This is a genomic window from Commensalibacter melissae (assembly GCF_003691365.1).
Lineage (GTDB): Bacteria > Pseudomonadota > Alphaproteobacteria > Acetobacterales > Acetobacteraceae > Commensalibacter > Commensalibacter melissae.
Map to the genome: position 1 here is coordinate 14,684 of NZ_CP033087.1, position 13,670 is coordinate 28,353.

At 36.9% G+C, this 13,670-nt stretch carries 14 protein-coding genes and 1 tRNA gene; 10 read left to right on the top strand and 5 right to left on the bottom strand.

Features of this window, described 5'->3' with window-relative positions:
* The first annotated feature begins 14 nt into the window (after nucleotides 1–14).
* Nucleotides 15–356, top strand: a complete 342-nt coding sequence (locus tag D9V35_RS00080) for a MerR family transcriptional regulator (RefSeq protein ID WP_110439244.1) — start codon at nucleotides 15–17, stop codon at nucleotides 354–356.
* On the opposite strand, the gene folE is transcribed toward D9V35_RS00080, so the two are convergent.
* Together folE and D9V35_RS00090 are read right to left on the bottom strand one after the other, a co-directional pair.
* Nucleotides 357–956 (bottom strand): GTP cyclohydrolase I FolE, encoded by a 600-nt coding sequence (gene folE / locus D9V35_RS00085; protein WP_122122817.1) that lies wholly within the window; start codon nucleotides 954–956, stop codon nucleotides 357–359.
* Between the two features lie 204 nt (nucleotides 957–1,160).
* Complete coding sequence (locus tag D9V35_RS00090; protein ID WP_122122818.1) at nucleotides 1,161–2,378, bottom strand: trans-sulfuration enzyme family protein; 1,218 nt, start codon at nucleotides 2,376–2,378, stop codon at nucleotides 1,161–1,163.
* A 155-nt stretch (nucleotides 2,379–2,533) separates the two neighbouring features.
* Between D9V35_RS00090 and D9V35_RS00095 the strand changes: the two genes are divergently transcribed.
* The 3 genes from D9V35_RS00095 (at nucleotide 2,534) to D9V35_RS00105 (ending at nucleotide 6,129) form a co-directional block, all read left to right on the top strand.
* A tRNA-Gly gene (locus D9V35_RS00095) sits at nucleotides 2,534–2,607 on the top strand.
* Nucleotides 2,608–2,743: 136 nt separating this feature from the next.
* The gene (locus D9V35_RS00100) at nucleotides 2,744–4,339 is read left to right on the top strand and encodes an NAD(P)/FAD-dependent oxidoreductase (RefSeq protein WP_162988504.1); all 1,596 of its coding nucleotides are present in this window, start codon (nucleotides 2,744–2,746) and stop codon (nucleotides 4,337–4,339) included.
* A 311-nt stretch (nucleotides 4,340–4,650) separates the two neighbouring features.
* Nucleotides 4,651–6,129, top strand: coding sequence for a SulP family inorganic anion transporter (locus tag D9V35_RS00105; protein WP_122122820.1), 1,479 nt, complete (start codon nucleotides 4,651–4,653; stop codon nucleotides 6,127–6,129).
* 46 nt (nucleotides 6,130–6,175) lie between these two features.
* Here D9V35_RS00105 and D9V35_RS00110 read toward each other — a convergent pair whose 3' ends face one another.
* Nucleotides 6,176–6,730 (bottom strand): hypothetical protein, encoded by a 555-nt coding sequence (locus tag D9V35_RS00110; RefSeq protein ID WP_122122821.1) that lies wholly within the window; start codon nucleotides 6,728–6,730, stop codon nucleotides 6,176–6,178.
* Nucleotides 6,731–6,919: 189 nt separating this feature from the next.
* Between D9V35_RS00110 and metX the strand changes: the two genes are divergently transcribed.
* The 3 genes from metX to D9V35_RS00125 all read left to right on the top strand — a co-directional run bounded on the left by metX (nucleotide 6,920) and on the right by D9V35_RS00125 (nucleotide 9,912).
* On the top strand, nucleotides 6,920–8,107 hold the full coding sequence (metX, locus tag D9V35_RS00115) for a homoserine O-acetyltransferase MetX (RefSeq protein WP_122122822.1): 1,188 nt from the start codon (nucleotides 6,920–6,922) through the stop codon (nucleotides 8,105–8,107).
* Nucleotides 8,097–8,699, top strand: coding sequence for a methionine biosynthesis protein MetW (gene metW / locus D9V35_RS00120; RefSeq protein WP_122122823.1), 603 nt, complete (start codon nucleotides 8,097–8,099; stop codon nucleotides 8,697–8,699). The genes metX and metW overlap by 11 nt, the downstream gene beginning before the upstream one ends.
* Before the next feature lie 265 nt (nucleotides 8,700–8,964).
* Complete coding sequence (locus tag D9V35_RS00125) at nucleotides 8,965–9,912, top strand: YihY/virulence factor BrkB family protein (protein ID WP_122122824.1); 948 nt, start codon at nucleotides 8,965–8,967, stop codon at nucleotides 9,910–9,912.
* Nucleotides 9,913–9,922: 10 nt separating this feature from the next.
* Here the strand turns inward: D9V35_RS00125 and D9V35_RS00130 are convergent, their stop codons facing one another.
* Complete coding sequence (locus tag D9V35_RS00130) at nucleotides 9,923–10,438, bottom strand: septal ring lytic transglycosylase RlpA family protein (RefSeq protein WP_196424188.1); 516 nt, start codon at nucleotides 10,436–10,438, stop codon at nucleotides 9,923–9,925.
* A gap of 327 nt (nucleotides 10,439–10,765) precedes the next feature.
* On the opposite strand from D9V35_RS00130, the gene aroQ reads away from it, so the two are divergent.
* The 3 genes from aroQ to accC are packed head-to-tail and all read left to right on the top strand — an operon-like array spanning nucleotide 10,766 to nucleotide 13,051.
* A complete protein-coding gene (aroQ, locus tag D9V35_RS00135) occupies nucleotides 10,766–11,218 on the top strand; it encodes a type II 3-dehydroquinate dehydratase (protein ID WP_110439253.1) in 453 nt (150 codons plus the stop codon).
* Nucleotides 11,218–11,694, top strand: coding sequence for an acetyl-CoA carboxylase biotin carboxyl carrier protein (gene accB, locus D9V35_RS00140; protein ID WP_110439254.1), 477 nt, complete (start codon nucleotides 11,218–11,220; stop codon nucleotides 11,692–11,694). The genes aroQ and accB overlap by 1 nt, the downstream gene beginning before the upstream one ends.
* A 1-nt stretch (nucleotide 11,695) precedes the next feature.
* The gene (gene accC, locus D9V35_RS00145) at nucleotides 11,696–13,051 is read left to right on the top strand and encodes an acetyl-CoA carboxylase biotin carboxylase subunit (protein WP_110439255.1); all 1,356 of its coding nucleotides are present in this window, start codon (nucleotides 11,696–11,698) and stop codon (nucleotides 13,049–13,051) included.
* 4 nt (nucleotides 13,052–13,055) lie between these two features.
* On the opposite strand, the gene D9V35_RS00150 is transcribed toward accC, so the two are convergent.
* Complete coding sequence (locus tag D9V35_RS00150) at nucleotides 13,056–13,616, bottom strand: adenine phosphoribosyltransferase (protein WP_110439256.1); 561 nt, start codon at nucleotides 13,614–13,616, stop codon at nucleotides 13,056–13,058.
* Nucleotides 13,617–13,670 lie beyond the last annotated feature (54 nt).

Consider the following 13,670-nt stretch of genomic DNA (forward strand, 5'->3'; position numbering starts at 1 on the left):
AAAAGGGAAAGAAAATGATAACCCTTGAAATGTTATGCTATAATTTACCTGAAATAACAGCTAATGATGTCTATCACTGGATAAATAATCAATGGTTGAGGCCAGAAAAGAAAGAGGGGAATTATTTATTTAAGGAGATTGATGAGGCAAGGGCTAAATTAATTCTTGAATTAAGGGATCATTTAGGAGTGGCAGAAGATTCAATGTCTCTGGTTCTGCAACTTTTGGATCAGCTTTATACGACGCGACGACAAATGCGTTATTTATGTGAAGTGATTTCCACAGAGAAATATCCTGATGTTCAACAAATTTTACGCCGTATTCTAGATGATCATTCAACGATTGAGATCAATTAGTTACATAAATGAAACAGAACGATTTAATAAGGCTGAAAGTTCTGCTCTTGCGTTTTGATCTTGTTGGAAAACACCAAGCAATTTTGATGTAACCATAGATACACCGGGGTTATGCACACCTCTGGTTGTCATGCATTGATGAGCGGCCTCAATGATTACAGCGACTCCTCTAGGTTGTAATACCTCTTGGATTATATTGGCGATTTCCGCTGTCATTCTTTCTTGAATTTGTAATCTTTTGGCAAAAACCTCTACAATCCTGGCCAGTTTGGAAATGCCGACGACATAGTTATTGGGTAAATAGGCAACATGAGCCTTTCCAATAATTGGAACCATATGGTGTTCGCAATGACTTTCAAAGCGAATATCACGTAAAAGGACAATTTCCTTATATCCACCGACCTCTTCAAATGTTCGGCCAAGGATTTCTTTCGGGTTTTCCTTATAGCCAGAAAAAAATTCAGCATAGGCATTTATAACACGGTTTGGCGTATCTATTAACCCTTCGCGATCCGGATCATCACCAGCCCAGCGAATAAGGGTACGTACCGCTTCTTCAGCTTCTGAACGAGAGGGTGCGGAAGTTTTTTTATCAGTCATATTCTATAAATCTTTTAAACCAGTAAAATTGTTCAATGTTTCTGTTCGGTATGAAGTAATTTTGGACAATATAAAAAGATATATATTAATTTTGTAAAGGGAAAATTTAACGGTTTTGTTTAAAATGAAACTACACGATTTTATTATATTTTCCTTCAATTTAAAATATATGAAAAAAAATTAATAAATTTTCAATTTAAAAGATTACTTATTTATTGTTTGTTTTTGTAAAAAAATTGTTAATTTATCGAATCCTTTTTGCAGATCTTCAAGTAAATCCTGTGGATCCTCCATTCCTACTGAAAAGCGGATAATGCCATCAGTAATTCCGAGTTTTAAGCGGTCCTCTGGACTGACCTTCATATGTGTTGTTGTTGCCGGGTGCGTTACAATACTCCGACTATCGCCAAGATTATTACAAATTAATATGAGCTGTAAGGCATTCATGAATGTAAATGCACCTTTTTTTCCCCCCTTGACTTCAAAGGCGATCATGGCACCTGGCGCATCCATTTGTTTGCTGGCAAGGCCATATTGAGGATGTGAGTGTAATCCGGGATATCGAATAAGATTAACAACATCAGATTTTTCAATAAATTCTGCACAGATTTTTGCATTTTTGGTCATTTTCTCCATACGAAGTGGAAAAGTTTCCAGACCTTTCAGTAATATCCACGCATCAAAAGCTGAAATTGTAAGTCCTGTATTATGAACAAAAGGTATAATATCGGCTTCAAGCAAGTCTTTATTACCTAGAATAGCACCTCCTAGGACACGTCCCTGTCCATCCATATGTTTTGTACAAGAATAGACAACAAGATCAGCCCCTACTTTCAAAGGTTTTTGATATAATGGAGTGGCAAAAACATTGTCAATAATCAATATTCCTCCTGCCTGATGGGTCAAGTCAGCAATTTGCCGAATATCCAAAATGTCTAGCATTGGATTGGAAGGGCTTTCAATCAAAACAGCTGCTGCAGGTTTGGATAATGCTTTTTTCCATTCCTGAATATTCGTGCCTTTAACAAAAGCGGTTTCGATTCCTAATTTTGGTAAAAAATTTTCAACAATCCAGTAACTTGATCCAAAAAGCGCCTTTGATGCGATAACACGATCCCCATGTTTCAAATTGGAAAATAAGGCAGCAAAAATTGCGCTCATTCCTGTTGAGGTGGCAACACAACATTCAGCCTCTTCCAAATGAATAAGTCGATTTTCAAGGTTGGTAATGGTAGGGTTATTAACACGGCTATATTGATAATGCCTTTCTTTTTTTTGGAAAGTGCGTTCTGCTTGTTCTGCACTTTCATAAATGAACCCAGATGTTAAAAAAAGAGCTTCACATGTTTCAGCAAAGGAAGAACGTTCAATATTATCATGAAGTAAACGGGTGGCGAGGCGATGGGAAGAGGTTTTGTTCATAATATTTCTCTTTGATAACCATAAGGAGCGTTTATGATAGAGGAATGCAAGAAAAGTGGTTAGTAATTTCTTTATTTTTTAAAAATTATCAAAAAAGATATATTTTTCTATTCAATTTGGTTATTTTAATATGAAATATTATTTTTCAGATTTTGGCGGGTGTAATTCAATGGTAGAATGACAGCTTCCCAAGCTGTTCATGAGGGTTCGATTCCCTTCATCCGCTCCATGAAATATTATTTATTTTAAACTATATAATATCTATAAAATTGATTATTTAGATATTTAACTTAATTTAGTAATATTGTTTTATTTTAATCATCAATAAAATAATTTATTATTTTAATATTAAGTTGAGGGATATAGTGAAAAATTATGATGTGGTTATAATTGGGGGTGGACTTGCCGGATTGACATTGGCCAGTCAATTGCTGCGTGATATACCTGATATTTCCATTTGTCTTATTCATGATGCAAAATTTCCCAATGAAGAGACAGCTTTCAAAGTTGGAGAGGCAACAATTGATTTGGGTGGGTATTATCTTAGGGAATTGCTGGGAGATGAATATCTAGGTCGGGAACATTTTATAAAAATGGGAATGCGGTTTATTTATACAAATGATAAACTCTATAAAGAAATGGGAATTAGAAATTTTCCTCAAAAAAATTCCTATCAATTTGAACGTGGCAAACTGGAAAATCATTTTTTTTCATTATTACAAGATAAAATTGATATTTTACAAAATACGCGTTTTCTTGATGTTGAAGATGAGGGGCATTTTAAAAGAATCCACGTAGTTGAATTGAGCAAAGTCCAGAAAATCATTAATTCTCGTTGGATTGTTGATGCATCCGGACGGAAAAAAGTTATTTCTAGGAAGTATAATTTATCAAGCAAAGGTAATTTACCCAATTCTTCAGTCTGGTTTAGAGTCAAGGGGGCTGTTCTGGTAGATGAAATCTATCCGGCAGAAGAAGATAACCCTTTTTATGGCATGGATAGAAGCTACAGTTCCTTACATATTGATGGAAAGGGATATTGGATCTGGGTGCTTCGGCTTTCTGATCATACGACCAGTGTGGGAATATGTTTTAGTGAGAATATTCATCAATTTGACAGTTTATCGGATTTGGAAAAAACCTTTGAATGGTTAAAAACGCATGAAAGGGTTTTTTATGATTATTTGCTGAAGAAACAATTTTCCATCCTTGATTTTAAATATTTGAGAAAATACGCATCTATTGCGCAGCCCTGTATCTCTGAAAATCATTGGGCATTAACAGGGGATGCATGCATTTTTTTGGATCCAGTTTATTCAAGTGGTATAGATTTGATGTGCATTGAAAACACGTTTATAGTTGATGTCCTTGCACAGGAAAAAAATGGTCAAGACATAAAAGAACGTATGGCATTTTATAATTCGGTCATATCAGATCTGGTAATTGCTTATAGTAACGTATTTGATAAAATGTACGAACAAAAAGATAATTGGTATTATATTTTTGTTAAATATGTTGTTGATTCCGTATTTTATTTTGGATCAATTTGCCCCTGTTTCATGAATAAGGGAATGAGAGATTTTAAAAACGCAAAGATTATATGGGATAAAATTCATAAAATTTATATGGAATATGATAAGGTGAATTCCATACTCAAAACCAAGAAATTTTCTGAAAACAATAGGCAGAATAATTTGGACTTACCAAGATTTATCAATCTTTCTGAAAGTCTATTTGCCAAAATAAACAGTTATTTGACGGAACCTGATAATGACCTGGAGAAATTGATTAACCTGTTACAGGATAATTACCAGGTCATGTGTAAAATATGTGAATATATTTCTTCCGATAGGAATTTATATGATTTGTATATTAGAAGGGATGGACAGCCAGAAATCTTTCATACTTCATGGCGTTATGGTGAATTTTTTCCCAATCCAGAAATGGTGAATAGAAATTAATTATTTTCTGATATAGATATTTATATTTTATTGTTTTGAAAGTGGCATTTTTATAGAAAAAGCGTTTACGTATTGATTCTGTGAATATTTTTAATTATAAATTATTGGTTTTTGTTACTAGATTGATTGATTTTAAAACTAAATTCTTATTGTTTTGTTGAATCGGAATGTTTGTTTTAACGCCGCCCTAAGTTAGCACTGTGTAACTAATTTTATTATTTCTGTTTTTTTAAAAAAACAGGGACAGGATTGATGCGATCAGTCTGTTATTGATTAATTTTTCAATTTAAAAATATTTATAGGATTATAATATGTTGCTGTCTTGTAATCGACAAGAATGGCTTGGAAATATTCGTGCGGATATTCTATCTGGTATTGTGGTTGCATTGGCCCTGATACCAGAGTCAATTGCTTTTTCCATTATTGCTGGGGTTGATCCGAGTGTAGGACTTTATTCGGCTTTTGCCATTCCTTGTGTCATTTCGTTATTTGGCGGACGTCCTGGAATGATATCCTCATCGACGGGTTCAATGGCTTTACTGATGGGGCCTTTGGTAAAGACTTATGGATTGAGTTATTTACTCGCTGCATCAATTCTTGCAGGTATTTTTCAGATCATTGCTGGATATTTGAAACTTGGTGAATTAATGCGTTTTGTTTCCCATTCTGTCGTGACTGGTTTTGTAAATGCGTTGGCAATTTTGATTTTTATGGCACAGCTTCCGCAATTAGTGCATGTGACATGGCATGTTTACGTGATTGTTGGTGGTGGATTGGCAATTATTTACCTTTTCCCTTATTTAACGAAATTAATACCGTCTCCCTTGATATGTATTATTATAATGACCGCCATTTCAATAGGTTATGGTTTAAATATTCCAACGGTGGGTGATATGGGTAAATTGCCAGGTTCTTTACCAATTTTGGCTATTCCAGATATTCCTTTGGACTTTCATACCCTCATGATCATTTTACCATATTCTGCTGGACTGGCAGCGGTAGGATTACTTGAAACCATGATGACAGCAACGATCGTTGATGAATTCACGGATACTTCAAGTGATAAAAATCGTGAGTGTAAGGGGCAGGGAATTGCCAATATCTGTACTGCTTTTCTGGGCGGTATGGCTGGATGTGCCATGATTGGTCAATCGGTTATTAATATCAAGTCCGGGGGAAGGGGACGATTATCTACCTTGGTGGCTGGTATTTTCTTGCTCATTCTTGTTGTTTTTTTAAAGGAATGGGTGGCCCGGATTCCTATGGCCGCCTTGGTGGCTGTGATGATCATGGTTTCTATTAGTACTTTTTCCTGGCGTTCAATTCTTGATTTAAAAAAATATCCGCTTTCTACCAATATTGTCATGATTCTAACGGTCTGTGTTGTGGTTGGAACAAATAATCTGGCCTATGGAGTATTAACAGGCGTGCTGGTTGCCTCTCTTGTTTTCGCAAGCAAGGTTTCACATTTCATGCTGATTAAATCAGAAAAAAAAGATCAGTCCCGTATTTATAAAGTGAATGGTCATGTATTCTTTGTAACGGTTGATCGTTTTATAAATAATTTTGATCTCAAGGAAGAGATTAAGAATGTTACAGTCGATCTAACCCATGCGCATTTTTGGGATGTAAGTTCAGTGATGGCATTGGATAAGGTTGTCATTCATTTTCGCCAACGTGGTATAAAAGTGGAGGTTCAGGGAATGAACGATGCCACGGCGACTATCATTGACCGTTTTGGCATCCATGATAAACCAGAGGAAATTGAAAAGGTTATCGGGAGTTATTAATCAGGATCATTCTTGGCGATATATATAGTTAATGTGTTTATATCGCTTATTTAGGTCTATTTTTTTGATATTTATGAATGGATTTTTTTAATTCATTTAGATTGGGTCCCTGTTGGGTTTCAACATAAGTTGTTTTATTCCATATCCAGACATCTGAACCTTCAACTATCAAATCATGCATCCCCTTGTGGGATGTTTTTTTTATTTCAATATTGCCAGTAACAGAATCGAGTATTTTTACCCAATGATTGTTACGGTTAAGATAGGCTGTGGTGGTACAGCCTCCAGACCCACAAAGACTGGCGGATTGTAACTGGGTAAATAGAACAGTTTGTGGTTTTTTTGTGCTGGAGAGGTTTGCATTGCCAATAAGGATAAGCGGTTTCTCACCATGTTGAACAGCAAAATTAATATCGGTTTTATTCAAGTTATATGCAATTGTTGAAAGGTTGTTCGCAGGTTGGGGGGTTAAAACGACTCTTCCTGATTTTGGATTTTGATAATTTCTGTTTTTTTTCGTATGACGGGAAACTGCGTAAGAGGATTGGACAGTAAAAGCAAAGGCACTGATTAAACAAAATACAACAAGTTTTTTATTCATAATTATTAAGGCCTTTTTCTAAACAAGAATATTTGATATTAATAGATGAACTTTTAAAAAAACCTAACTTATACAGAGATAACATTTTTAATTTCAAATGATTATATAAGATAGTGCAGTTTATGGCAAAGAGATGATTTCTGGGATGGATTTTCATATTTTATAGTAAAAAGGATACCTGTATTATTTATGGTAACTTCAGGGATTAAACAGGTTGCGGCTGACGAAACACAAAATGAATCTATTCAGAAATTACTTTTTGCTGAAGGACTTGTTTTGGAAAATGGTCAAAAACTAAACCACTTGGAAATTGCATATCAGACTTATGGAAAGTTGTCATCAGCCAAGGATAATGCAATTTTGATTTGTCATGCTTTAACTGGCGATCAGTATGTTGCAGGTATTAATCCAATCAGCAAGAAACCTGGTTGGTGGAGCAGAATGGTTGGTCCTGGGCTACCTATTGATACAGACAAATATTTTATAATTTGTAGTAATGTTTTAGGAAGCTGCATGGGAACGACAGGACCACGTTCCATACGAACAGATCATCAGAAAATAGGCTATTGGGGAATAGACTTTCCTGCAATTACCATTGGGGATATGGTCAATGCCCAAAAACTTCTAATCGATCATTTCAAAATTGATCAGTTATTTGCCGTTATCGGTGGTTCAATGGGAGGAATGCAGGCATTGCAATGGGCGGTAAGCTATCCAGATCAAGTTTATGCAGCTATACCAATTGCCACCTCGTCTTTTCATTCGGCACAGAATATTGCATTTAATGAAGTGGGAAGACAGGCCATATTTTCAGACCCCGATTGGCAAAATGGAGATTATTGGCGATATGGTGTTATCCCATCCAGAGGGTTGGCTGTAGCACGTATGATGGCACATATTACCTATTTGTCAGAAGATGCATTAAACCGAAAATTTGGACGGAGATTGCAAGAAACAATGATAGATTCTTCGTCACCAATTTTCGGGGAAATGTTCCAGGTAGAAAGCTATTTGCATTATCAGGGATCGAATTTTGTAAGACGTTTTGATGCAAATTCTTATGTGACAATCTCCCGGGCAATGGATTGGTTTGATTTGTCCCAAGCTTATGATGGGGATCTGGTCAAGGCATTTTCACAGGTTAAATCCAGATTTTGTGTTATCAGTTTTTCTTCTGACTGGCTTTTTCCCACTTCACGGTCAAGAGTGATAGTCAAGGCATTAAATCGTGTTGGAGCCAAGGTTTCTTTTGTTGAAATTGTAAGTGATAAAGGGCATGATGCCTTCTTGTTGGATGAACCGGATCTTGATCATGTAATCAGCGGTTTTCTGGCAGGAATTAAAAGACAGAGGCAATTGGAAAATAATGCGTCTTGATCAATGTTGTATTGTTGACATGATTCAGCAAAATTCAACAATACTGGATATTGGATGTGGTGATGGTACGTTAATCGATTATCTGTGCTGTAATCATCAATGTGATGCACGAGGAATAGAGTTGGATATGTCCTGTGTTACCAAGGCGGTAAGTAAAGGCTTATCTGTAATTCAGGGAAACGCAGATTTTGACTTGCAGAATTATCCCACGGATGGTTTTGATTATGTCGTATTATCGAGGACTCTACAGGCGGTTAATCGCCCACGTGAAGTTTTGCAACAAATGTTGCGAATAGGACGGTATGCTATTGTTTCATTTCCAAATTTTGGCCATTGGACTGTAAGAATGCAACTGCTTCTTAAGGGACATATGCCCATGACAAAAGTATGGGGAACCCATTGGTTTGAGACGCCGAATATTCATCCCTGTACCTTAACAGATTTTGTATCACTATGTAAACAAGAGGGATATCATATTAGTCAGTGGATGGCTATTGATGATCATGGCGAGGGGGAAAAAGCCCCTTGGCGACGTTCAATACGTTTGGCCAATTTTTTTGGGGAACAGGCATTATTTTTGCTGACACGTTGATTAAATGAGACAATCAATGCAACTGTTACATATCTGATATTATATTGATTATATATAAACAAAATTGATATTCATTGGATTAGTTAACAGAGTATTTTAGATTTCTATTTTTATGTCATGAATTGATTAATAGAATTGACGGGGTTGGATAATATTACTCTATCATTTACATTACATCATGGTTTTGTAGAGTCATATTTCTTATGGGTACGAATAAAATTTTTAGAATAATTTTTTAATATTTGATTGAGGTTTAAAAGAAGTAATGCGAGACTTGGATCGGTCTTCTGAAAGTCATATTTTTGTTGAAAAACATCATTCCCCTTTAAGGATATCATTTCACGGATGGATAAAAATTATAATGGCGACCATTCATACACTAATTGATGGTCCATATATGCTGGTCGCAGCTGGTTGCGCATTTTTTTCTACCTTGTCGCTATTTCCTTCTATAAGTAGCTTGATTTCCATTTATGGGCTGGTTTTTGATCCACAAACGGTTGAGCCACAACTGGAATTTCTACAACATTTTTTCCCCCCGAATGTTTATGTTTTTTTACAGGAAATGATTAACAGTATTGTCGAGCAAACCCATTCCACTTTAACAATACAATTGGTTGTTTCCATTTTGTTCGCTCTTTGGTCTGCATCCATTGGGACAAAGGGTTTGGTTACGGGGCTAAACGTTGCCTATAATACGCATGAGACACGGAGTTTCTTGAAATTTCAGGTTCTATCTGTTGTTTTGACATTCTGCGCTATTTTGGGAACGATTATGACCCTTGCGGTTATTGTTGCTTTACCGGCAATTTTGAATATTTTGCCATATCAATTTCTAAATATTCTTACAGATTACTTTCCAGCTTACAATATGGTGAGAATAAGTAGTAACATTATTGTTTTTCTTTTTGCAACGTGGACTTTTGCTTTATTTTACCGTTTTGGGCCCTGCCGTTCCAACGTGCATTGGCGTTGGACATGTCCAGGCGCTTTTATCGCCACAATTTTATGGTTGTTGGCTGCCTTTTCTTTTTCTTATTACGTTGCCCATTTTGCAAATTTTACAAGTACTTACGGCCCATTGGGAACCGTGGTTGCTGTTATGATGTGGTTTCTGGTTTCCTGCTATGTTGTTCTGGTTGGCGCTCAGTTCAATGCCCAGATAGAAGGATATATTTTAGATAGAAGCGAGTCTTCTAACAAGATACCATAGTCATAGAAAATTATTGGGGAGTTTCAGCAACTTCGATATTATTCAGGGGTTTAATTGTTACATGGGCAGTTCCCCGGCTTAACATGCCAATTTTTGCTGCAGCAGCTTTTGATAGATCAATAATGCGATGTTTTACGAAAGGGCCGCGATCGTTAATGGTGACGATGACTGAGTGCCCTGTATCTTCTGATTTAACCAACACTTTGCTTCCCAAAGGAAGGGTAGGATGAGCTGCGGTAAAATTCTGGTTGTTGAATGTTGAGCCAGAGGCTGTTTTACGTCTTTGCGTATGTCGCCCACCGTACCAGCTGGCAATACCGCTTTGAAAAGCTGTTTCATCTGTACTGATGATCATGTCTGCAGGATGTCTATTTTTGTGAAGAGTGTAGGGCATCACTCTTTTCTTTAATTTTCGAATCCGGTGAGAGGTGATCTTATGAGAACCGGAGTTAGCATATACTTGCATGGATTGAACATTTAATCCGATAACAAGTGACAAAGCCAGTAATTTATTTCGACGTTTCATATACCCTGTTTATTATAGCGTTTTTTAATCATAATGATTAAGAAAACTGCCATAATTCCTTTAAGTTAATATAAACCATGTTAAAAGCTAGAGAAAAAAAATGGCAAAAAAATGAAAAGATTTGCTTTTGTAACTTTACGCTAATACAATTGACGCACATATGGCAAATAATTTGTTTAATCTATTGTTTCTGGCTGAAATGATATAAATAGACATAGTCTATCAAAAAAATTAAGAGAAAATTTAATTAATTTGTTGACTGTTTATAAGAGAGGCTTTTTAAATTCATATAGTGTTAAACCTGATTAAAGGCATGAATAACTAGTGATGGAATTGCCCCTCGTATATGTTTTGAATGGTCCTAATTTAAATATGTTAGGAATGCGTCAGCCAAATGTGTATGGTCATGCAACCTTGGATGATGTAGAACAAATCTGTATTCAAAATGCAGAACAGCTCGAAATAGCAATTGATTTTCGCCAATCCAATGATGAGGGGGAACTTGTTTCCTGGATTCAGGAGTGTAGGGGAAAAGCAAAGGGAATTATCATTAATGCAGGAGCATATAGTCATACTTCTATAGCAATTTTAGATGCTTTACTGGCAGTTGATTTACCTGTTATAGAGGTACATATATCAAATATTTACCGCCGGGAATCATTTCGGCATCATTCTTATGTTTCTCATGCGGCGACAGGGGTAATCTGTGGATTGGGTATTCAGGGTTATGCCTTGGCCTTGGCTGCGTTGGCAAATCTTATATTGGAAGAGGATAGTTGATGAGCAAAATGCTCGTAGATGTAGAAGTTATTCGTAAATTGGCTGATATTTTAACTGAAACAGGGTTAACAGAAATCGAGGTTTCCGAAAAGGATCAGCATATTCGCGTCGTAAAGAATATTACCGTTAACGCAAGTCCAGTAACAGCTCCCGTTTCCATGGCTCCTGTCATGAATTCCGCGCCTGTGCCTGTAACGGTTAATAATGATGATGCCAAACAGGAAGAAGATCTCTCTAAACATCCTGGCGCGCTGCTAAGTCCAATGATTGGTGTTGCCTATTTAACGCCGGAACCTTCTGCCCCCCCTTTTGTAACTGTTGGACAAGAGGTTCAGTCTGGACAGATCATCATGCTTATTGAAGCGATGAAAACGTTTAATCAAATTCGTGCCCATAAATCAGGAAAATTGACGCGTATGCTTGTTAATTCCGGTGATCCAGTAGAATATGGTGAGGTTCTGGCGGTAATTGAATAAAATGTTTTCAAAGATTTTAATCGCGAATCGTGGAGAAATTGCTCTTCGTATTTTACGGGCATGTCGTGAAATGGGCATTAAAACCGTTGCTGTGCATTCAACTGCGGATACAGATGCAATGCATGTGCGTTTGGCAGATGAAAGCGTATGTATTGGTCCCCCTTCAGTCACAGACAGTTATTTGAATAAGAGGGCAATTTTATCTGCAGCAGCCATCACAGGAGCCGAAGCAATTCATCCCGGTTATGGTTTTCTTTCCGAGAATGCAGATTTTGCCGAACTGGTTGAAGAGCATGGGTTTGTTTTTATTGGTCCTTCTGCCCAGCATATTCGTATGATGGGTGATAAGATCCAGGCCAAAACAACCATGAAGAAATTCAATGTTCCTCTGGTTCCAGGTTCAGATGGGGCCCTGTCAGATCTTGCTACAGCAAAAGAGGTTGCAAATAAGATTGGTTATCCAGTTTTGATCAAAGCTTCTGCTGGGGGTGGAGGTCGCGGCATGAAAGTTGCCTCTACAGAAACAGAGCTGGAAGAGGCGTGGCAGGTTGCAAGGGCTGAAGCAAAAATGGCTTTTGGTAATGACGAGGTTTATATGGAAAAATATTTGGATAAACCTCGTCATATAGAAGTTCAGATTATTGGCGATCAACATGGTAATGTCTTATTTTTGGGTGAGCGGGACTGTTCTTTGCAGAGACGGCACCAAAAAGTGTTGGAAGAAGCTTTGTCTCCCTGTCTAACTGTAAAGGAACGTGATTTTATTGGTAAAGTTGCCACCCATGCCATGCAGCAATTGGGATATAAAAATGCCGGTACGCTTGAATTTCTTTATCAGGATGGACAATTTTGTTTTATTGAGATGAATACGCGTTTACAGGTTGAACATCCTGTTACCGAACTGGTTACCGATGTTGATCTTGTTGCAGAGCAAATTCGTGTGGCTGCAGGAGAAAAATTAAAATTAAGCCAAAAAGACATTCAGTTTAAAGGACATGCAATAGAATGCCGTATTAATGCCGAGGATCCTGAAAATTTTGTACCCAATCCTGGAAAAATCGAAGTTTTTCATTCTCCAGGTGGACTGGGGGTTCGTTTGGATAGCGCTTTATATGTTGGTTATACTATTCCACCATATTATGATAGTATGATTGCCAAATTAATTGCCTATGGACATGACAGGGCAACCGCAATTGCAAGAATGCAAAGAGCATTGGAGGAAATGGTTGTGACAGGTGTAAAAACAACCATTCCATTACAGCAGAAAATATTGGCAGATAAAGAGTTCCAGAAAGGTGACTATACCATTCATTGGCTGGAACACTTTATTGAGAAAAACAAAGCTGAATATAATTGAAGCTTTATTCATTATAAGTGATTGCTGAAAATAAGGGGACGTCAATTTTTTCGCGTCCCTTTAAATTTTTTAGTTCAATTAAGGCAGCTGCTCCGATGATATTGGCACCAGTTTTACGTAAAAGTTTAATAGCGGCCTGCAACGTTCCACCAGTTGCGAGCAAATCGTCAATAATAACAACGCGCTGTCCGGGCTTGATTGCATCTTCCTGAATATGGATACAATTTTGTCCATATTCCAAATCGTAATCAATTGAAATCGTTTTTCCAGGTAATTTTCCGGGTTTACGAATCATTATCATTCCACAGCCTAATGCTGTTGCAAGGGGTGATGCACTAACAAATCCTCTTGATTCAATTCCGGCAATTAGATCGGGTTGCCAAGCTGCAATTCCATGTGCCATACGTGCAGAAGCAATCTGCCAGGCATCAGCATTGCGTAGAAGTGTGGAGATATCGTAAAATAATATGCCTTCATGAGGATAGTTAGGAATAGTACGAATATATTTTTTTAAATCTATATTGGTGGGTGGTGTGAAATCTGTTTGATTAGGTGCGTTGCTCATTTCTAACAATCATTAATAAATTTAACATAAACCATTCATGTTTTAAAAGGTTCA

What these genes read in the sequence shown, in the direction of transcription:
- D9V35_RS00080 (WP_110439244.1), top strand. Translation starts at nt 15, where the DNA reads ATGATAACCCTTGAAATGTTATGCTATAATTTACCTGAAATAACAGCT.
- folE (WP_122122817.1), bottom strand. Translation starts at nt 956, where the DNA reads ATGACTGATAAAAAAACTTCCGCACCCTCTCGTTCAGAAGCTGAAGAA.
- D9V35_RS00090 (WP_122122818.1), bottom strand. Translation starts at nt 2,378, where the DNA reads ATGAACAAAACCTCTTCCCATCGCCTCGCCACCCGTTTACTTCATGAT.
- D9V35_RS00105 (WP_122122820.1), top strand. Translation starts at nt 4,651, where the DNA reads ATGTTGCTGTCTTGTAATCGACAAGAATGGCTTGGAAATATTCGTGCG.
- D9V35_RS00110 (WP_122122821.1), bottom strand. Translation starts at nt 6,730, where the DNA reads ATGAATAAAAAACTTGTTGTATTTTGTTTAATCAGTGCCTTTGCTTTT.
- metX (WP_122122822.1), top strand. Translation starts at nt 6,920, where the DNA reads ATGGTAACTTCAGGGATTAAACAGGTTGCGGCTGACGAAACACAAAAT.
- metW (WP_122122823.1), top strand. Translation starts at nt 8,097, where the DNA reads ATGCGTCTTGATCAATGTTGTATTGTTGACATGATTCAGCAAAATTCA.
- D9V35_RS00125 (WP_122122824.1), top strand. Translation starts at nt 8,965, where the DNA reads ATGCGAGACTTGGATCGGTCTTCTGAAAGTCATATTTTTGTTGAAAAA.
- D9V35_RS00130 (WP_196424188.1), bottom strand. Translation starts at nt 10,438, where the DNA reads ATGAAACGTCGAAATAAATTACTGGCTTTGTCACTTGTTATCGGATTA.
- aroQ (WP_110439253.1), top strand. Translation starts at nt 10,766, where the DNA reads ATGGAATTGCCCCTCGTATATGTTTTGAATGGTCCTAATTTAAATATG.
- accB (WP_110439254.1), top strand. Translation starts at nt 11,218, where the DNA reads ATGAGCAAAATGCTCGTAGATGTAGAAGTTATTCGTAAATTGGCTGAT.
- accC (WP_110439255.1), top strand. Translation starts at nt 11,696, where the DNA reads ATGTTTTCAAAGATTTTAATCGCGAATCGTGGAGAAATTGCTCTTCGT.
- D9V35_RS00150 (WP_110439256.1), bottom strand. Translation starts at nt 13,616, where the DNA reads ATGAGCAACGCACCTAATCAAACAGATTTCACACCACCCACCAATATA.